The organism is Arcobacter defluvii (assembly GCF_013201725.1).
GTDB lineage: Bacteria > Campylobacterota > Campylobacteria > Campylobacterales > Arcobacteraceae > Aliarcobacter > Aliarcobacter defluvii.
In genome coordinates this window covers 2,179,597-2,200,151 of record NZ_CP053835.1, presented here as the reverse complement: position 1 = coordinate 2,200,151, position 20,555 = coordinate 2,179,597, and the positions used below count along the sequence as shown (strand labels likewise).

Annotated in this window: 18 protein-coding genes; 12 read left to right on the top strand and 6 right to left on the bottom strand. The window is 25.8% G+C overall.

Features of this window, described 5'->3' with window-relative positions; all coding sequences use genetic code 11:
• The first annotated feature begins 40 nt into the window (after window positions 1–40).
• Entirely contained in the window at window positions 41–2,254 is a 2,214-nt protein-coding gene (purL, locus tag ADFLV_RS10975) for a phosphoribosylformylglycinamidine synthase subunit PurL (RefSeq protein ID WP_129011228.1), read from the top strand.
• Window positions 2,255–2,285: 31 nt separating this feature from the next.
• On the opposite strand, the gene amt is transcribed toward purL, so the two are convergent.
• Window positions 2,286–4,103, bottom strand: coding sequence for an ammonium transporter (amt, locus tag ADFLV_RS10970; protein ID WP_129011227.1), 1,818 nt, complete (start codon window positions 4,101–4,103; stop codon window positions 2,286–2,288).
• 149 nt (window positions 4,104–4,252) lie between these two features.
• Between amt and purH the strand changes: the two genes are divergently transcribed.
• From purH to ADFLV_RS10950, 4 genes are all read left to right on the top strand, one after another.
• Window positions 4,253–5,785: a bifunctional phosphoribosylaminoimidazolecarboxamide formyltransferase/IMP cyclohydrolase gene (purH, locus tag ADFLV_RS10965; protein WP_129011226.1), complete on the top strand. Its 1,533-nt coding sequence runs from the start codon at window positions 4,253–4,255 to the stop codon at window positions 5,783–5,785.
• A gap of 207 nt (window positions 5,786–5,992) precedes the next feature.
• Window positions 5,993–8,602, top strand: coding sequence for an ABC transporter substrate-binding protein (locus ADFLV_RS10960; protein WP_129011225.1), 2,610 nt, complete (start codon window positions 5,993–5,995; stop codon window positions 8,600–8,602).
• Between the two features lie 65 nt (window positions 8,603–8,667).
• Window positions 8,668–9,936 (top strand): adenosylmethionine--8-amino-7-oxononanoate transaminase, encoded by a 1,269-nt coding sequence (bioA, locus tag ADFLV_RS10955; RefSeq protein WP_129011224.1) that lies wholly within the window; start codon window positions 8,668–8,670, stop codon window positions 9,934–9,936.
• Window positions 9,937–10,593, top strand: a complete 657-nt coding sequence (locus ADFLV_RS10950) for an NUDIX hydrolase (protein WP_014474840.1) — start codon at window positions 9,937–9,939, stop codon at window positions 10,591–10,593.
• Here the strand turns inward: ADFLV_RS10950 and ADFLV_RS10945 are convergent.
• The gene (locus ADFLV_RS10945; RefSeq protein WP_129011223.1) at window positions 10,590–10,931 is read right to left on the bottom strand and encodes a DsrE family protein; all 342 of its coding nucleotides are present in this window, start codon (window positions 10,929–10,931) and stop codon (window positions 10,590–10,592) included. The genes ADFLV_RS10950 and ADFLV_RS10945 overlap by 4 nt on opposite strands.
• A gap of 124 nt (window positions 10,932–11,055) precedes the next feature.
• Between ADFLV_RS10945 and ADFLV_RS10940 the strand changes: the two genes are divergently transcribed.
• The 7 genes from ADFLV_RS10940 (at window position 11,056) to ADFLV_RS10910 (ending at window position 18,070) form a co-directional block, all read left to right on the top strand.
• Window positions 11,056–11,859 (top strand): sulfite exporter TauE/SafE family protein, encoded by an 804-nt coding sequence (locus ADFLV_RS10940; RefSeq protein ID WP_129011222.1) that lies wholly within the window; start codon window positions 11,056–11,058, stop codon window positions 11,857–11,859.
• A gap of 14 nt (window positions 11,860–11,873) precedes the next feature.
• Window positions 11,874–12,488, top strand: a complete 615-nt coding sequence (locus ADFLV_RS10935; protein ID WP_129011221.1) for a fumarylacetoacetate hydrolase family protein — start codon at window positions 11,874–11,876, stop codon at window positions 12,486–12,488.
• 55 nt (window positions 12,489–12,543) lie between these two features.
• Window positions 12,544–15,714 (top strand): transporter substrate-binding domain-containing protein, encoded by a 3,171-nt coding sequence (locus ADFLV_RS10930; protein ID WP_129011220.1) that lies wholly within the window; start codon window positions 12,544–12,546, stop codon window positions 15,712–15,714.
• Window positions 15,704–16,102, top strand: a complete 399-nt coding sequence (locus ADFLV_RS10925; protein ID WP_129011219.1) for a response regulator — start codon at window positions 15,704–15,706, stop codon at window positions 16,100–16,102. Before ADFLV_RS10930 ends, ADFLV_RS10925 begins: the two co-directional genes overlap by 11 nt.
• A 12-nt stretch (window positions 16,103–16,114) precedes the next feature.
• Window positions 16,115–17,257, top strand: a complete 1,143-nt coding sequence (locus ADFLV_RS10920) for a response regulator (protein ID WP_129011218.1) — start codon at window positions 16,115–16,117, stop codon at window positions 17,255–17,257.
• Window positions 17,258–17,272: 15 nt separating this feature from the next.
• Window positions 17,273–17,635 (top strand): methionine-R-sulfoxide reductase, encoded by a 363-nt coding sequence (locus ADFLV_RS10915; protein ID WP_129011217.1) that lies wholly within the window; start codon window positions 17,273–17,275, stop codon window positions 17,633–17,635.
• A 216-nt stretch (window positions 17,636–17,851) separates the two neighbouring features.
• Window positions 17,852–18,070, top strand: a complete 219-nt coding sequence (locus tag ADFLV_RS10910; RefSeq protein ID WP_014474832.1) for a cold-shock protein — start codon at window positions 17,852–17,854, stop codon at window positions 18,068–18,070.
• A 67-nt stretch (window positions 18,071–18,137) separates the two neighbouring features.
• Here the strand turns inward: ADFLV_RS10910 and ADFLV_RS10905 are convergent, their stop codons facing one another.
• Genes ADFLV_RS10905 through ADFLV_RS10890 form a run of 4 tightly spaced genes read right to left on the bottom strand, consistent with a single transcriptional unit; the run spans window position 18,138 to window position 20,545 of the window.
• Window positions 18,138–18,824 (bottom strand): energy transducer TonB, encoded by a 687-nt coding sequence (locus ADFLV_RS10905; protein ID WP_129011216.1) that lies wholly within the window; start codon window positions 18,822–18,824, stop codon window positions 18,138–18,140.
• On the bottom strand, window positions 18,821–19,201 hold the full coding sequence (locus ADFLV_RS10900) for an ExbD/TolR family protein (RefSeq protein WP_014474830.1): 381 nt from the start codon (window positions 19,199–19,201) through the stop codon (window positions 18,821–18,823). Before ADFLV_RS10900 ends, ADFLV_RS10905 begins: the two co-directional genes overlap by 4 nt.
• Window positions 19,191–19,619 (bottom strand): TonB-system energizer ExbB, encoded by a 429-nt coding sequence (gene exbB, locus ADFLV_RS10895; RefSeq protein WP_014474829.1) that lies wholly within the window; start codon window positions 19,617–19,619, stop codon window positions 19,191–19,193. The genes ADFLV_RS10900 and exbB overlap by 11 nt, the downstream gene beginning before the upstream one ends.
• Entirely contained in the window at window positions 19,616–20,545 is a 930-nt protein-coding gene (locus ADFLV_RS10890; protein WP_129011215.1) for an LLM class flavin-dependent oxidoreductase, read from the bottom strand. The genes exbB and ADFLV_RS10890 overlap by 4 nt, the downstream gene beginning before the upstream one ends.
• Window positions 20,546–20,555 lie beyond the last annotated feature (10 nt).

The window sequence follows — 20,555 nt, the reverse complement described above, 5'->3', positions numbered from 1 at the left end:
TAATCGCCATTAACTTAACAACCATATTTTAAGGCGAAAGATGCAAAAACAAGAGATGAACCTTCAAGAGATAGCACTTGCTCACTCTTTAACACTTGAAGAATTTGAAAATATCAAAGAAATTTTAGGAAGAGAACCAAACTATGTAGAAATTGGTATCTTCTCTGCTATGTGGTCTGAGCATTGCTCATATAAATCAAGTAAAAAATATTTAAATGGTTTCCCAACAAAAGCTCCTTGGGTTATTCAAGGTCCAGGTGAAAATGCTGGTGTTATTGACATTGGTGATGGATATGCTGCAGTATTTAAAATGGAATCACACAATCACCCATCATTTATCGAGCCTTACCAAGGTGCTGCAACTGGAGTTGGAGGAATTTTAAGAGATGTATTTACAATGGGAGCAAGACCAATTGCAAATATGAATTCTATTAGATTTGCTTCAATTGAGGGAAATAGTGAAACAGCTCAAAAACACAGATTTTTATTAAGAGGTGTTGTTGCTGGTATTGGTGGATATGGGAATTGTATGGGAGTTCCTACAATTGGTGGAGAAACTACATTTGAAGAGTGTTATGCTGGAAATAACCTTGTAAATGCTTTTACTTTAGGTTTAGCAAAAGCTGATGAAATTTTCTATGGAAAAGCAGAAGGTATTGGAAACCCAGTAATGTATGTTGGGAGCAAAACAGGACGAGATGGTCTAGGTGGTGCAGTAATGTCAAGTGCAGCTTTTGATGAAGATTCTGAGTCAAAAAGACCAACAGTTCAAGTTGGAGATCCATTTACTGAAAAATTATTACTTGAAGCTTGTTTAGAACTGTTTAAAGCAGATTTAATCGTTGGTATTCAAGATATGGGAGCTGCTGGTCTTACTTCAAGTTCTTTTGAAATGGCTGGAAGATCTGGTTCTGGAATGATTATGCATTTAGATAAAGTTCCAGCACGTGAAGAGGGAATGACTCCTTATGACTTTATGCTTTCTGAGTCTCAAGAAAGAATGCTTATTTGTGCTAAAAAAGGTTGTGAACAAGCAATTATTGATATTTTTGAAAAATGGGAATTAGATGTTGCTGTTATTGGTGAAGTAACTGCAACTGGAAATATGGAATTATTCTGGCATGGTGAAAAATGTGCAGAAGTTCCTGTTCAACCTGTAAGTGAACAAGCACCAGTTTTAGATAGACCAACAAAAAAACCAGCTTATTTAGATGGCATTGAAAATATTAAATTAGATAAAGAAATTTCAAATCAAGTTGCATTTGATGATTTATTCTCAGATATGGAAGTTGTTGATAAATCTTGGGTTTATTCTCAATATGATTCAATGGTTCAAACAAACACTATTAAAGGTCCAGGTAAACTTGATGGTTCAAGTATAAGAATCAAAGAGACTGGAAAAGCTCTTTCTATGAGTGCAGATTGTAATACAAGACTTTGTTATATTAATCCAGAATTAGGAGCAGCAGCAGCTGTTATGGAATCAGGAAGAAATGTTGCTATGACTGGAGCTGTTCCAAAAGCAATCACAGATTGTTTAAATTTTGGAAATCCAACGAATCCAGAAGTTATGTGGCAATTTGCTGCTTCTTGTGAAGGTATTAAAAAAGCTTGTAAAGAATTAAATACTCCTGTAATTGGTGGAAATGTTTCACTTTATAATGAAACAAATGGAGTTGGGGTTTTCCCAACACCTTCAATTGCAATGGTTGGAGTGAATGAAGATGCAAATAAAGTATTACCATCAAGTGTGCAAGAAAATGGAAATATTTTATATATTTTAGGTGAAACAAAATCAGAATTTGGTGCATCACTTTATATGAAAAAAATGTATGGAAAAGTTGCTGGAATTCATCCTGAAGTAAATTTTGAAAAAGAGTTAGCTTTATGGAATACAGTAATTGAAGCAAATAAATTAGGTTTATTAAAATCTGCAAAAGATGTAAATATTGGTGGTATTGCAATTAGTGCAGCTAAAATGGCAGTTGTGGGTAATAAAGGAATTGAAATCTCTATTTCATTAAATGATTCAAAAGATATTTTCTCTGAATCATTAAGTAGAGCTATCGTTGAAGTAAGACCTGAAAACTGTGAAGCATTTGAAAAAGTTGCAAAATCATTTAATATTGAATATAGCAAAATAGGTCAAGTTGGTGGAGATAAAATCTCTATTAATGATATCTATAAAGAATTAGATAAAGTTAGTTTTATCTATTTTAATAGATTCAAACAAGTAATTGAGCAAGATTTATAATAAATAATATCTATTAGGAAAGTAAGATTTCCTAATAGACATAAACTTTATTTCTTCCAGTAGATTTTGCTTGATATAAGGCTTGATCCGCTTTTTTAAATATATCCTCGAATGTATCATTTTTATTTTTAAATTCGCTTATTCCAATTGAAATAGTTACTTTGTTAACAGTTTTAAATTTAAAAATTTCAACTTCTTTTCTTATGTTATCAGCAATGTTTTGAGCTTGAAGTAAATCAGCTGTATCTAAAATTAATACAAACTCTTCTCCTCCCCATCTAGCAAAAATATCTGTACTTCTAATTTTGCTTGAAATTAATGCTGCTAAATCTTTTAATACATAATCTCCAACATCATGTCCATAATTATCATTAATTAATTTAAATTTATCTATATCTATTATTGCAAGAGTATATTTATTATTTTTTTCCATAAGTTTTTTTAAAAGTCCATTTCTATTTAAAATTTTTGTTAAATTATCATGGTATGCTTTGACACTTAAATTTTTATTTGAATTTCTAAGTTCCGCATTTTTTTCTCTTAAAATATTTAATAAATAATTGAAAAATTTTGAAACTATTCCAATTTCTGTATCTCTTTCTTCATAAATTTTTTTATCAATATTACCTGTTTTCATTATTTGTATAATACTTTGTATAGTGTCAACCCAAGGTAATTTTGCATTATGTTCACTTCTATTTAATCCTAAAACTTCATGTCTTTTTTTAACTCTTAATAGATTAATTTTATATAGAAAAAAGAAAATTAATAAACCAAAAGTGAAAGCAAAACAAAAAGCAATAATTACTCCTAATGTTTGAACATATATAAAATGAAATCTAGTGAAATTTTCTGGTAAATCAGCAAAAATTCCAACTGCAATAGTTCCCCAAGCGCCAACAAAGCCATGAATACTTACTACGCTTAATGGATCATCTATTTTTAATTTTTTTGTTAAAAAAATATCAGAAAAATGCATTATAAATGAAGAAATAAAACCAATAAATGCAGATTGTATTGCATTTAGTTCATAACAACCAGCTGTAATTCCTACAAGTCCTGCAATTATTCCAAAACTAAAAATTTCTACGCCAACTTTATCTTTACTAAATAAAGTGATAATCCAAGCACTAAATCCACCAAATACACCAGCAAGTAGGGTATTTAATAAAATAGAAGTTACAATAGTTTCAAAAGACAACAAACTTCCAGCATTAAAACCAAACCATGCAAAAAATAGTATAAATACTCCAAAAACTATAAAATTATGATTACTTGGAGCAAAATATGTTGTTTTCCCTTTTCTAAATTTTCCAAGTCTAGGACCTAAAACTATTGCACCTGCAAGTCCAATCCACGCACCAATTGAATGAACAACAGTTGAACCTGCAAAATCAATAAAACCTAAATTATTTAACCAACCATTATCATTCCAAGCCCAGTGACCAAAAATAGGATAAATAATGGAACTTACAATAATAGAGATTATGATGTAACCATTAAACTTAATTCTTTCAGCAACTGCACCAGATACAATAGTTATTGCAGTTGCAGCAAACATAGCTTGAAAGAAAAAAAATCCATTTATATTAAAATCCTTTCCATCTATTAAAAAATTTGTTGTTCCAAATAATCCAAACTTATCTAATCCAAACATAATTCCAAAACCAAATAACCAGAAAAAAATAATACTAAAAACAGTATCAATAAGATTTTTCATAGCTACATTAATAGTATTTTTACTTCTAACAACACCTGTTTCAATTAAAGCAAAACCTAGTTGCATCATAAAAACTAAAAATGCACAAACTAATATCCATAGAAGATTCAAATCTTTAAAATTTTCCAATATTAAACTCCTCTTATAATAGCTAGAAATACCATTTTATCACAGAAAATAATTTATTGGTAAATAAAAAATATACAATTTTTGATGAAGCAAGTCCTAATTGGTTTTTTTGTATAATCACAAAAAATTATAAGACTTGGGGAAAAAAATTGAGAGCATTAATTAGTGTAAGTGACAAAAGTGGTGTTGAAAATTTTGCCAAAGAATTAGTATCATTGGGTTATGAAATTATTTCAACAGGTGGAACATATAATAAGTTAAAAGATGCAGGAATAGCTGTAATTGAAGCAAATGAAGTTACAAAATTTCCAGAATGTTTTGAAGGAAGAGTTAAAACATTAAATCCGTATATTCACGGGGGTATTTTACATAGACGTGATAAACAATCTCATCTTGATCAAGCAAAAGAACTAGGAGTTGAAGGTATTGATTTAGTTTGTGTAAATTTATATCCATTTAAAGCAACTATTGAAAAAACTGATGATTTTGAAGAAATTATTGAAAACATTGATATTGGTGGACCAGCGATGGTGAGAAGTGCTGCTAAAAACTTTGATTCAGTAATTATTGTTACTGATGTTGCTGATTATGATTTAGTATTAAATAATCTTAAAAATGAGACAAACACAGTTGAGTTTAGAAGAGATTTAATGATTAAAGCATATGAGCATACAGCTGCTTATGATTCTATGATTGCAAACTATATGAATAAAAGATTCAACAATGGTTTTGGAAATAAACAATTTATTGTTGGTTCTAAAGTATTTGATACTAGATATGGTGAAAATCCACATCAAAAAGGTGCTTTATATGAGTTTGATTCACAATTTACAAACAAGTTTAAAACTATAAAAGGAGAAGCAAGTTTCAATAATATGGGTGATATTAGTGGAGCTGCTAGAATTGCTGCTGCTTTTGGAAAAGAAAAAGCTATTTGCATAGTTAAACATGGAAATCCTTGTGGATTTGCAATTAAAGATACATTATTAGAATCTTATGTTGAAGCATTAAAATGTGACCCAGTTTCTGCTTTTGGTGGAGTAGTTGCTGTTAATGGTTGTGTTGATAAAGAATTAGCAGAAAAAATGAATGAAATATTCTTAGAAGTTATTTTTGCTGCAAGTTTTACTGAAGATGCAATTAAAGTATTTGAAGCTAAAAAAAGAATCAAATTATTTGAACAAGGAACACAATATTTAGAACTTGCAAATGATAAAGTTGACTTTAAAAGAGTTGATGGTGGATTTGTATTCCAAGATGCAGATAAAGTACAAGAAGATGAAGTAAGAAATTCAAAACTTATGTCAAAAAGAATTGCAACTGAACAAGAAGTAAAAGATATGGAAATTGCTTATAAAATTGCTTCTTTAACAAAATCAAATTGTGTAGTTTATGTAAAAAATTCTGCAATGGTTGCTGTTGGTATGGGTATGACTTCAAGAGTTGATGCATCAAAAGCAGCTTTAAGAAAAGCAGAAGATATGGGACTTGATGTAACTGGTGCAGTGTTGGCATCTGAAGCATTTTTCCCATTTAGAGATAGTATAGATGCAGCTGCAACTGCTGGTGTTAAATGTGTAATTGAGCCAGGTGGAAGTATCAGAGATGATGAAATTATTGCTGCTGCTGATGAATATGACATGGCTTTATATTTCTCAGGAATTAGACACTTCTTACACTAAAAATAAATTTTAATTTAAATTGCTTATAAGAGAAAATTGTAAATTATTTTTCAATTTTCTCTTTTTTTATTAATTAGTTATTTATATATGATAATCAGTTTTATTTTGGATAATTACTTTTCTTATTTTGTCATAATTTAGACATTTTTTATTTACTTTATAAATTATTTTTTGATATACTCAATAACAATTATATTGAGGTTAAACTTGAAATTTATAAAATTCTTAAAATCTTTTTTCTATATATTATTATTTATTTCTACAATATCTTATTCGCAAGAATTAAAAAAAGTAACATTACAGCTTTCTTGGTTTGATCAGTTTCAATTTGCTGGTTATTATATGGCGAAAGAAAAAGGTTTTTATAAAGAAGTTGGTTTAGATGTTGAAATAAAACCTTTTGAGTTTGGAATAGATATCCCTAAAGAAGTTAGTGATGGAAAAATTGATTTTGCAGTTGGTCGTGAAACTTTAATACTAGAACGAACTAAAAATAGAAATATAGTTGCTTTATATGCTCTTTTTCAGGCAACTCCTTTGATTTTAATAAGCACAATGGATTCTGGAATAAATAGTATAAATGATTTTTCTAATAAAAAAATTATGACAACTATTGATGATGCTAGTGAAGTATCTTTAAAAGCAATGATAATTTCAAATAAAATAAAAATTGATAATTTAAAGTTTATGAAACATACTCATAATATTAATGATTTAATAAACAAAAAAACAGACATTATTTCAGGATATATTTCTAAAGCACCATATGAACTCCAAAAAGAAGGTATAAAATATAATATTTTTGATCCTAAAAGATATGGTTTTGATATGTATAGTGATATGTTATATACAAGTGAGAATCTAATAAATAGTGATTTAAACACAGTTTTATTATTTAAAAAAGCCTCTTTAAAAGGTTGGGAATACGCATATTCAAATATTGAAGAGAGTTCAAATGTTATTATAAATAAATATGATACTCAAAATTTAAAAAAAGATGAACTTATTTATGAAGCTAAAGAGTTAAGAAAACTCTCTTATTTTAATACAGTAAATTTAGGAGAAATAAAAAAAGACAAAATACAAAGAATATATGATTTATATAATCTTATGGGATTAATTCCAAAACCAATTGATTTAGATAAATTTGTTTTTGATTTAAATAATTTAAGAAATTTAACTTTTTCTGAATCTGAATTAAAATATTTAGAACAAAGAGATATTATTAATATGTGTGTTGTTCCTAATTCTATGCCTTATAGTGATATAAAAGATGGAAAATTTGTTGGTTTTGTTGCTGATTATATCTCTTTAATTGAAAGTAGAATAAAAAAACCTATAAAATTGATTGAAACTGAAACTTGGCATGATTCTTTAGAATTGGCTAAAAATAAGAAATGTGATATCTTATCATCTGCTATTTGGACTAAAGATAGAGAAAAGTTTTTTAATTTTACGAAATCCTATTTGAGTATTCCATTGGTTCTTTTGACAAAGAGTGATGTTTCTTTTATAAATAATTTATCTACTTTAAAAAAGAAAAAAATATCAATTGTTGAAGATTTTGCACTTATTAATACTTTTAAAGAAAAATATAAAAATATAGATTTTGTAACTGTTAAAAATATAGATGAAGGAATAAAAAAGCTTTTAAATGAAGAAACATTTGGTCATATAGATACTATTTCCACATCTTGGTATAAAATACAAACAAAATATCTTACAAAAATTGCCATTTCAGCAAAATTAGATGAGACAATGGATGTTTCAATTGCAATTAATAGCAGTGACAATATTTTGTATGGAATAATTCAAAAAGCTGTTTTAAGTATTGATGATTTAGTTAAAAATGAGATTTTAAATAAATGGATTTTTACTGAACATAAAAAAGAGTTTGATTATTCTATTATTTGGAAAGTATCATTTGTTTTATTTATACTTTTTTTAGGAATTTTATATAGACAAAGACTTCTAAAAAAATTAAATGAAAAATTACAAAATGTTGTTAATGAAAAAACAAAAAAATTAAAAGAAATAAATAATCAATTAGAAGATAGAATCAAAGAAGAAGTTGAAAAAAATCTAAAAAAAGATAGGATTTTATCTCAACAACAAAAAATGATTTCTATGGGACAAATGATAGAAAATATTGCCCATCAATGGAGACAACCATTATCTTTAATAACAACAAATGCAAGTGGAATTAAATTAAAAAAAGAAGTTAATGATTTAGATGATGAGTTCTTTTATAAAACAATTGATTCAATTTTAAATACATCAAAATATTTATCAAATACAATAGATGATTTTAGATATTTTTTTAAACCACAAAAAGAAAAAGAGGATTTTTATTTAGAAAGATGTTGTAAAAAAACAATTGATTTATTAAGTGCAAATTTCATAGAAAATAAGATAAAAATAATTTATAATATAAATGATATAAAAGTAAATGGATATGAAACAGAATTAATACAAGTATTGATAAATATTTTTAATAATGCAAAAGATGCATTATTATCAGTAGAAAATGGAAATAGATTAATATTTATTGATATTACAAGAGAAAATGGAAAAGCTTTGATAAAAATAAGGGATAATGCAGGAGGAATTCCTCCTGCAATTATAGAAAAAGTTTTTGAACCATATTTCACTACAAAACACCAGCATCAAGGTACAGGAATTGGACTTTATATGTGTCAAGAAATAATTCATAAACATATGGATGGGTATATTGATATTTCAAATACTGAGTTTGAATATAATAATGAAAAATATAAAGGTACATTACTTTTAATTATCTTAGATTGCGTAGTGTAAAAGATTTATCAATTTTGTAATAATCTTTAGATATAATTTAACCAATTAAAATATAGGAAAACTATTTGAATTGGTTAGATATAGATAATATACACGTTTGGCATCCTTATAATGCTCTTCCTAGCAAAACAAAAATTCTTCCAGTAAAAAAAACAAATAATACAACAATTTTTTTAGAAACAGGTGTTGAATTAATTGATGGTATGAGTTCTTGGTGGAGTGCAATTCATGGTTATAATCATCCAAAATTAAATGAAGCGATAAAAAAACAAGTTGATATTATGCCTCATATAATGTTTGGAGGATTAGCTCATGAACAAGCTTCAATCTTATGTGAGAAATTGGTAAAATTAACAGGATTAAATTCAGTTTTTTTATGTGATAGTGGTTCAGTTTCTGTTGAAGTTTCATTAAAAACGGCAATTTTATATCAAAAAGCAAAAGGTTTAAATAAGTATAAATTTTTGGCATTGGAACATTCTTATCATGGAGATACTTTAGGGGCGATGAGTGTTTGTGATCCTTTAAATTCAATGCATTCTATATATGGTTCATATTTGAGTAAAAATATTTTTACAACTGCTCCTGCTCTTGGATTTGATAGTGATTGTTCAAAAGAGATTAAAGATTTAGAAAATATTTTAGAAAAACATCATCAGGAAATTGCTGGATTTATTCTTGAACCAATTGTACAAGGTGCAGGTGGAATGAGAATTTATAATCCTAGTTATTTAGAAAAAGCAAGAGAACTTTGCGATAAATATAATATTTTATTGATTTTCGATGAAATTGCAACAGGTTTTGGTCATACTGGGCGTATGTTTGCATTTGAATGGACAAATATTAAACCAGATATTATCACCGTTGGAAAAGGTTTAACAGGTGGTTATATGACAATGGCTGCTATGATTACTTCAAAAGAGATAAGTGATACTATCTCTGATAGTGAAATTGGTGTTTTAATGCATGGTCCAACGTTTATGGCAAATCCACTTGCTTGTAGTGTTGCAAATGCTAGCATTGATTTACTTCTAAGTTCTTCTTGGCAAAAAAAAGTAAACAAAATAGAAGAAATTTTTAAAAAAGAATTAGAAACAATTAAAGGTTTAGATTTAGTAAAAGATGTAAGAAATATAGGTGCAATAGGAATAATAGAATTAAAAGAGGATTGTTTTGCACAAGAAATTCAAGATTATTGCGTAAAAAATGGTGTTTGGATAAGACCTTTTGGAACACTTGTTTATTCAATAGTTGCATATACAATAGAAGAAAAAAATTTAATAAAAATAATTAGAACAATGTGTGATGCTATAAAATCTATAAAGAAAAAATAAATGAAAAAAAATAATTTAAAAAAATTAGTATCAAAACTTCCAAAACATCCAAATGTTTTGGGAAGGGATAGATTTTTTAATAGTGCTGTATTAATACCACTTGTAAAAATAGATGGTGAATATCATTTGATATTTCAAAAAAGAGCTGCACATATTAGACAAGGTGGAGATATTTGTTTCCCTGGTGGTGGTTTTGAATCAGATGTCGATAAAGATTTTAAAGATACAGCTTTAAGAGAGACTTATGAAGAGTTAGGAATTCCTAAAAAAGATATAAAAATTTTAGGACAACTTGATACTTATGTAGCTCCAATTGGTGCAATAATTGAATCTTTTGTAGCAAGAGTTAAGAAAAAAGCTTATAATAATATGAAGATTGATCATAATGAAGTTGAAAAAACGATAGTTATTCCTATCTCTTTTTTTAAAGATAATGAACCAAAAGAGTATACTTTAGCTCATGAGATTCAGCCATATAAAATAGATGAAAATGGAAATAAAGAGATATTTTTCCCTGTTGAAGAACTTGGGCTTCCTGATACTTATAAAAAACCTTGGGGAAATAAAAGACATAAAATTTGGGTTTATGAGTATGAAGGAGAAGTAATTTGGGGAATTACTTCAGTTTTAATAAAAGATGTTATTGATAAATATTAAATAGTCATAACAGCATAAGTATCATCTTTTAATGCACTTGTTAAAAGTTCACCTGTATGAGTAATTTCTATATTTAATTCTTCCAAAATAGAAGTTGCTTCATAGTCTTCTACACAGACAATACAAGCGCTCATTTTTACACCTGTTTTTTGTATTTTTTTTAGTTGTTCTTGGATTTGTTGATTGTTTTTTGCTAATAAAATAGATGGTCCCCATAGCATTAAATGGGCTGTTTCCCAATATCCTCTATCTAATATAACAGAAGAGTATAAAAGTGGAAATTTATTTGCAACTTCAATATCACCATTTGTCCAAACAATTAATAAATTATTTTTCATTTTTTAACCTTATAATAGATTTTTTTAATTATATAATAATCATTATATTTTTTATATATAAGTTATAACATAATAATACAATGTTATAATTTCTATCAATAAATATTATATTTTAGGTATTTAAATGTTTGGATTAGAATTTTTAATTGCTTATGCTTTATTAGGTATTATAGTAGGGATAGCAGCAGGTTTATTAGGAATAGGTGGAGGTGGAATAATAGTTCCAGTATTAACAGCTTTATTTTTAGCACAAGGGATTTCTAGTGAAAATGTTGTACATTTAGCACTAGGAACCTCAATGGCAACTATTGTTATTACTTCAATCTCTAGTTTAAGAGCACATAATAAAAAACAAGGTGTTCTTTGGGATGTTGTTAAGATGATGGCACCTGGAGTTTTAATAGGAACATTTTTAGCTACCTTTTTAGCTTCAATTTTAAGTTCGTTATTTTTGGCCATATTCTTTTCAGTTTTTATGGCATATGTTTCTATTCAAATGTTTTTAAATAAAAAGCCAAAACCAAGTAGAACTCTTTTCTCTCCTATTATTCAGTTTTTTTCTGGTTCTTTAATTGGAGCAATTTCAGCAATGGTTTCTATTGGTGGAGGTTCTCTTAGTGTTCCCTATTTATTATGGCAAAATGTAGAACTTAAAAAAGCTATAGGTACAAGTGCTGCTATTGGTTTACCAATAGCAATAAGTGGAACATTAGGTTATATGATAAATGGTTGGTCTCACACAAATTTGGATGATTTAATTTTAGGTTATGTATCTTTGCCTGCATTTGCAATAGTTGCTTTTTTTAGTTTTCTAACTGCACCAATTGGTGTTAAATTGGTACATATTTTACCAGTTGGAATTGTAAAAAAAGTATTTGCTTGTTTATTAATGCTTTTAAGTATTAAAATGTTACTTACATTTATTTAAAAGAAGAGAAAATTATGAATAAAATATTTTTAGATGATATTGAAATAATTCCATCAAAAGTTGTTTGTATTGGAAGGAATTATATGGATCATATAAATGAACTTAATAACGAAGTTCCAGAAGATATGGTATTTTTTATTAAACCAAATTCAGCAGTTTCAAATAGATTGGTTTTTCCTAAAAATCAAAATTCTTGTCATTATGAAGCTGAGATTTCATTTTTAATTGAAGATGATAAAATAAGCGCTGTTGGATTTGGTTTAGATTTAACACTAAGAGAAGTTCAAAGTAAATTAAAAGCAAAAGGTTTACCTTGGGAAAGAGCAAAGGCTTTTGATGGAGCTGCTGTTTTTTCAAAATTTATTAGTTTTGATAAAGATATTTCAAAATTAGAAATTGAACTTTACATAAATGGTGAATTAAAACAAAAAGGTGATTATTCTTTGATGATAAATAAACCAAATGAGATTATAAATGAAGCAAAAACATTTTTAAGTTTTGAAGATGGTGATATTTTAATGAGCGGAACACCTAAAGGTGTTGGTTTATTTAAAGTTGGAGATGTTTTTCTTGGAAGAATACTTTTTGATAATAAAATAATTTTAGAAGAAGAGTTTATAGTTTTTTAAAAAATATTTTTTTATGTTATAATATTTTGTTTTAACTTTTAAAGAAAGGCTTAAAATGAAATATATAACTTTTTTACTACTATTTGTTTCTGTGCTTTTCTGTAATGTTGAAAGAGATAATAATTTAATTTTTACAAAAGAAGAATTAACTTGGATAAAAAATAATCCCAAAATAAAAGTAGGGGTAGATGCAAATTGGCCTCCTTTTGACTACATAGATATAACTGGTCAACATCAAGGAGTCTCTTCTGAATATTTAAATCTTATAACTAAATATACAGGTTTAAGATTTGATATATATTCTGATGCTTGGATAAATGTATTAGATAAAATTCAAAAAAAAGAGCTAGATTTATTAGCTTGTGCTGCAAAAACTTCTCAAAGAGAAAGTTATCTTAATTTTACAGATTCTTATTTAGATGTTGAAATCGTTGTTGTTGGAAGAAAAGATTTAAAACTTAATACTTTTGATGAAATAAAAAATTATAAAGTAGCTGTTCAAAAAAACAATTATATATATGAAGATTTATCTAGAATGTTTCCTAATATGAAGTTTTATTTTGTTAAGTCAAATGAAGAAGCTTTTAAAGCTATTTCTTATGGAAAAGCAGATTTTTATTTAGGAAATTTGGCTGTTGTTACATATTTTATAGAAAAAGATTTACTTACAAATTTAGAAATAAAGATGAAATCAGATTTTGAAAGTGCAAAGTTATCAATAGCAGTTTTAAAAGAGAATAAAATTTTATTTGACATAATTCAAAAAGTTCTTGATAGTATTAGCGAAGAAGAAAAAGATAAAATAAATAAAAAATGGATATTAGAGAATGAATCAAAAGAAAGATTAATAAATTTCTCAAAAGAAGAATTGGATTGGTTAAAACAAAATCCAATAATATATTTATCTGGTGATCCCAAATGGCCACCTTTTTCTTTTTATGAAGATGGCAAATATGTTGGAATTATTCCTGATATGTTAAATTTATTAAAAGAAGTTAGTGGAATTAATTTTTCACATCTTGATACAAATAGTTGGCAAGATTCTGTTAATTTACTAAAAAATAAAGAAATAAAAATACTTGATGCTGTTACAATAACTCCTTCAATGTCAAAAATCTTAGATTTTACTTCAAAATATTTTTCTTCTCAAATTGTAATTATTGGAAATAAAAAAAATGAAAGATATATAAGTTCCATAAAAGATTTAGAAAATATAAAAAATAAAACACTAGGTTTGGTTGAAGGGCATTTTATAACTGAAATGATAAAAAGAGATAATCCTGATTTAGAAATTTTTGGTACTTTTAAAGATATACCAGAAGGATTAAAAGCATTATCAACAGGTATGATAGATTATTTTATATTAGATATCCCAACTTTTGATTATTACAGCAAAATATATAGTTTAAGTAATTTAAAAATAGTTGGAATTACTGGATACAACACTGAATATAGATTTGGTGTTGAAAAAGACAATATTATTTTAGTATCAATTATGAATAAAATTTTAAAACATATTCCCCAAGATAGAAAAGATGAAATTTATAGAAAATGGATAAAAATTGATAGTGGAAAAAATATTGATTATGATTTAATCTGGAAAATAAGTGTTATATCTTTTATTATTCTAAGCATAATTTTTTATTGGAATAGAAAACTAAAACAAGAGATAAAAGAAAAAGAAAAAATCCAAAAAGAGCTAGAAAAAGAGAGAAATAATATAAATTCTTTAAATGAAGAATTAAAAAAAGCAAAAGATGTAGCTGAAAATATCGCTAGACAAAAGAGTGAGTTTTTGGCAAATATGAGCCATGAAATAAGAACTCCTATGAATTCTGTTATTGGATTTACAGAAATTTTAGATAAAGAAATACAAAATCCTTTGCATAAAGAGTATTTGAGTTCTATAAAAAAAGGAGGAGATTCTTTATTAAGAATTATAAATGATATTTTAGATCTTTCAAAAATTGAAGCAGGAAAGCTTGAAATAAAACAAGAATCAATAAACCCTACAAATATGTTTTTAGAAATTGAATCTATTTTTCATTCAAAAATTATAAGTAAAAATATAACTTTTATTGTAGAAATTGATAAAACAATACCAAAGTATATAATAATGGATGGTGTAAGAATAAGACAAATTTTATTTAATTTAATTGGAAATGCGATTAAATTTACAGAAAAAGGTTACATAAAACTAAAAGTTGAAAATGTATATAAAGATAATATAAAAAGTAAAATAGATTTGATTTTTAGTGTTGAAGATACTGGAATTGGTATAGATGGGAATAATCTAAAATCAATTTTTAATGCTTTTGAACAAGTGAAAAATCAAGATGTTGCAAAATATGGTGGGACAGGTTTAGGTCTTGCAATTTGTGCAAAGCTTGTTCATATGATGAATGGTGAAATAGAGGTTCAAAGTGAAAAAAATAGAGGCTCTATTTTTAGAGTAATTTTGCGAGATATTCCTGTTAGTTCTATGGAAGAAAAAACTAATTCAAATAAATTATCAGCTTCAAATATTGCTTTTGAAAAAGCACAAATATTAGTAGTTGATGATGTAGAAGAGAATAGAAAGTTAGTACAAGCAAGTTTGAAAGATTATGATATAGATTTGATAATGGCTAATAATGGGCAAGAAGCTTTAGATAAATTAAAAAATATAAATGTTGATTTAATACTTATGGATTTAAGAATGCCTATAATGGATGGATATGAAGCTGCTGTAATAATAAAAAATGATGAAAGATTAAAAAATATTCCTTTGATTGCTCTTACAGCTTCTGTTATGGGAAAAGATTTAGAAAAAGTGTCAAAATATGGTTTTGATGGATATTTAAGAAAACCTGTTATTTTAGATGATTTAATAGAAGAGTTAGGTAAATATTTAAAATATTTTTTTGTAAATGAAGATTTTCTAGAAAAAGATATTTATAAAGTTATTGATATTAAAAAATTGCAAGAAGTTATTGATAAATTAGAAAATGAGTTAAGAGATGAATGGAAAGAGATTAAAGATGGAGGAGATTTCTCTTTAATTGAAGAATTTGCACAGAAATTATATGATTTATCAATACAAAAAGATATTTATTTATTAAAAGATTATTCTTCAGAATTATTAAAAAATATTGAAGCTTTTGATATTGAGAAAGTTGATTATTTAATGAATACTTATATAGAATTAATTGATAACTTAAAGGTAAAACTTGAAAATGGAAAGTAAAATATTGATAGTTGATGATGTACCTAAAAATATTCAAATGGCAATGAATATTTTAAAAAATGAAGGTCATAAAATGTATTATGCAAAAAGTGGGGAAATGGCATTAAAACTTGTAAATGAACATGATTTTGATTTAATCTTACTTGATATTATGATGCCTGATATGAATGGTTTTACAGTTTGTTCTAAATTAAAAAGTGATGAAAAAACAAAAAATATTCCAGTAATTTTTTTATCAGGAAAAGATTCAACTCAAGATATAGAACAAGCTTATGAAAGTGGAGGGCTTGATTATGTTGTAAAGCCTTTTATCAACATAGAGTTAATTACAAAAGCAAATTCATATGTAAAACTGAAACAATTAGAAGATAAATTTAATAGATTATAAAAAGGGTATAAGATGCATAAAAAGTATGAAAATAGAATTTTATTAGTAGATGATGACCCTAAAAATTTACAAGTTGCTATGAGTATTTTGAGGGATTATAATGTTATTTATGCACAAAATGGAGATAAAGCTTTAGAATTATTAGAAAAAAATCAATTTGATTTAATTTTACTTGATGTAGTTATGCCAATTATGGATGGTTATCAAGTATGTTCAAAAATCAAATCTAATGAAAAAACAAAAAAAATACCAGTTGTTTTTTTAACTGTAAAAGATGATGAAAAAGATATAGTGAAAGGTTTTGAATTAGGTGCAGTTGATTATATAACAAAGCCATTTTATAGTGAAGTTTTATTAAAAAGAGTTGAGGTTCATCTAAAATTAGCAAGTGTTATGCAAGAGTTAGAACACATAAATAAAAATCTAAATCAAAAGGTAAAAGAGCAAGTTGAAGAGTTAAGACATAAAGATGAAATAATAGTTCAACATTCAAAAATAGATGCAATGGCAGCAATAATTGATGTAATATCTTTACAATGGAAAGAACCAGTTGATAAAATAAGGCTTTATTTACAATCTTTAGATTTTAAATTTGCTGATAATGAAGATTTTAAATCAGATAATGTTTTTAAAAAAACGTTAATGGAAGTAAAAAAATTAGATGAAATTATGGGAGATTTTCATAAGTTTTTTAATAATCATAAAAATAAAGAAGATGTTAATTTAAAAGTATCTTTAGACAATACACTTTTTTCATTGAGAGATGAAATAGATAATTTGGATATAAAAGTAAATATAAAAGGTAATAATTTGATTTCCTTGAATATAGTGTTTGATGAAATCAAACATATTTTTAATAAATTAATTTTAAAATCAATTGATAGTTTTAAATCTACAAATTTAGTAACAAATAAAATAATAGATATTTCTTTTGAAAATATTGATGAATCAGTTTATATAACTTATGAAGATAATTCAGATAATTACGATGAACATCAAATAAAAAAATTCTTTGCATCTCCAAATTTATTTAAATATGATAATTTTGATTTAGGTTTTTATTTAGTGAAAGTATTTATTGAAAAAAATTTTGGATTATTAAATATAGAAAAAACTCAAAATGGAATAAAATATAGTATAAGATTTGATAAATAAGAAGGAAAATATATAATGAAATATAATGAATTAACTCAAGAAGAAAAATATGTAATTGAAAATAAAGGAACAGAATATCCATTTACTGGGATTTATAATGATTTTTATGAAGAAGGTATCTTTACATGTAAAAAATGTGATACGCCTTTATATAAAAGTGAAGATAAATTTAAATCAGGTTGTGGTTGGCCTAGTTTTGATGATGAAATAAAAGGTGCTGTAAAAAGAGTTCCAGATAGAGATGGTCGAAGAATAGAAATAGTTTGTGCTTCTTGTGGGGCACATTTAGGGCATGTTTTTGAAGGAGAAGGATTTACATCAAAAGATACTAGACATTGTGTAAATTCAATTTCTTTAAATTTTGAAGCAAAAGCTTAAAATTTTGTATATTTCTTAAAAAAAAGAGTAAAAGCTTGCTTTTATTTTTTTTTTCAGATAAAGTACTAAACTTAAAGATAACCAATTGTAATAAATTCTTTGACTTGATTTTTAGTAACCATACAAAACTCTCAAAAATTAATAACTCAATTTTAGCTTTATATATATTAACTTTATACTTTTTAATAAAAGAAGTATAATAAACAAGGAAAATCTATGAACGATAGATATAACGGAACTGTAAAATGGTTCAACAATGAAAAAGGTTTTGGATTTATTCAATTAGATGATAGTGATAAAGATTTATTCGTACATCATAGTGAAGTAAAAAAAAGTGGATTTGGTAGAGTTTCATTAGAAGATGGTCAAAAAGTTACTTTCTCAATTGGAACAGGTGTTAAAGGTGAACAAGCTAAAAGTGTAGAAACAATCTAATCAACTTTTGATTTTTCGCATATTCATATAAATAACATCTAAATGTTATTTATATGATGATTTAAAATTAATTTAATTCGTAGTTAAAAGGGATGGTTAAAGTAACATCTTTTTGTGGAGCTACAAACTCTTTAGAAGCTTTTGTTAAAATTTCTATACTGTTCTCATCCAACAAATTATGTTTTGAACCTTCTAATATTTTTATATTTATAAGTTTTCCACTTGTAGTGATTGTACATTGAATTAAGGTTTTTCCTATCATTCCTCTTTTTTTAGCTTGTAGAGGATATTTCTTATATTTTTTTATAGCTTTAATAATACTAGCAAGATTGTCATCTAGATATTTTTGTTGATAGTTTGGTTCTGTTTTAACTTTTTCAATCTTTTTTATTTCTTCTTTTGTTATAACTTTTTCTGTGATTTCTTCCATTTTTTTAGATTCTTCTATTTTTTTTAGAGGTTTAATTTTTGGTTTTTCAGTCTTTTTTTCTATTTTTTTAGGAATCTCTTTTTTTATTGGAGTTGGTTCTTTTATAGGTTCAGGTTCTATAACTTTTTCTTCAATTTTCTTTTCAATTTCTGGTATTTGTTGAATCTCTTGTTTTTGAACTTGGGATATATTTTGAATCATATTCATATTTAAGATTATAAGCTCTTTCTTTTCTGGCTTTGGTTCTTCAAAATTGAATATCATTGCAAATAGTGAGGCATGAATTAACAAAGAAATTATAAAAGCTTTTAGTGAATTATTCATCGTTGTAACTCTGTAATTATAGATATTTTATCCATTTTTAACTCTTTAAAAATATCTATTATTTGTACAAAAGTTTTAAAAGGAGTATTTTCATCAGCTTTTAAAGATATAGGTGTATCTTTTGGAAGAGTTTGTAGTAATTGTTTTAATTGTTTTATTTCAAGATTTTCTTTTTCAAATACTAATTGACCATTTGCATCAATAATTAACTCTTTAAATTTTAAATCAGTTTGTTCATTTGTAGATGCTTTTGGTAGAGTTATTTCTATTCTACCTTGAGCAATAAAGGTAGAAAAAATTAAAACAATAGCTAATAAAACAAGAATAATATCTATAAATGGGATTACATTCATAGAGTCAAATTTTTTAACTTTCATTTAAATCTCTCCATCTTGCCATTAAAACATCGATTTTTCTAGCTATTGCGTTATAAATGATTGTTGTAAAAATAGCAACTAAAATACCTAAAGCCGTTGCTTTTAAAGCTAAAGCCAATCCCATCATCACACTATTTGTATCAAAATTAGAACTTTCAGAAATTTTATAAAAAGTTATCATTATTCCACAAACAGTTCCAAAAAGTCCAATATAAGGAGCATTTGAAGCAATAGTATATAAAGTAGTGATATTTTTTGTTAAATCATTTTCTAATTCACCAACTTTTTTATAATCTTCTAGTTTTATTTTTGAAAGAAAAAAGTATCTTTCAAAAGCAAACCATAGAGTTAAAAAACTCATAAGTGCTAAAACTCCAATAATGCTATACTCAATATAAATTTTTAGTGTATCTATCATAATATTTCTTCCTTTTTTATTTCTATTGTTGCTTTAATATCTTTTAAATTAATCTGTTCTGAAATAGGTCGTAAAATGATCTCTTCAATTCCTAGATTTTTAAAAAACTCAATTTTTTCTTTTATCTCTTTTGAAGAACCAATCAAACTCTCATCAAAAATTGTTTCATCCAAAATTTTTGTTTCATGATTTTTATTAAATTTTTTTACAAGTTCTTTTTGCTTTTGCATCTTTTTTTTGATTAAACTGATAATATTTTGCTTATCATTTGTTGGGCAAAACATTCTTGAAAGAATGATTTTTGGTTTTTGATTTTTTTTGTGAAAAGATTGATAAGTGTAAATTAAATCTTCAATTTTTTTTATACTCCATTTATGTCCAGCCATCAAAGGTAAATCATTTTGTGCAGCAAATTTAATCAATTTATCATGTAAAGAAGCAACAGAAAATTCAATTTTATTAGTTACTTTAGGAGAAATAAAAAACTCTTTTTTCTTAAATGAAATAGTTTTATTATCAAGTAAAGGTTTCACAACTTTATATTTTTTTATAAGATTTTTTCTTGCAAGTTTTTCATTTAAATTTAAATGAGAATTTTTTACTTCACTTCTTCCACCTTTTGCAATTCCTATGAAAAGTTTTCTATTTGTTAAATTACCAAGCATTGATATATTTTCACTAATGTAAACAGGATCATATAAACCTAAAAGTAGGGTTGCAACTCCTAAGTTTTTATTTGTATGAGTTGCAAGATGATTAAGTAACATCAAAGGAGTTGAATTAATCCTCAATGGATTATAATGGTGCTCGGTTACCCAAATAGTATCTATAAAATCATCATATAGTTTTATTAATTCAAGCTGTTTTTTTAAACTATTTTGAAAATCTTCTTCATATTCAAATAGTAATAATAATCCAAATTTCATCTAAAATCCT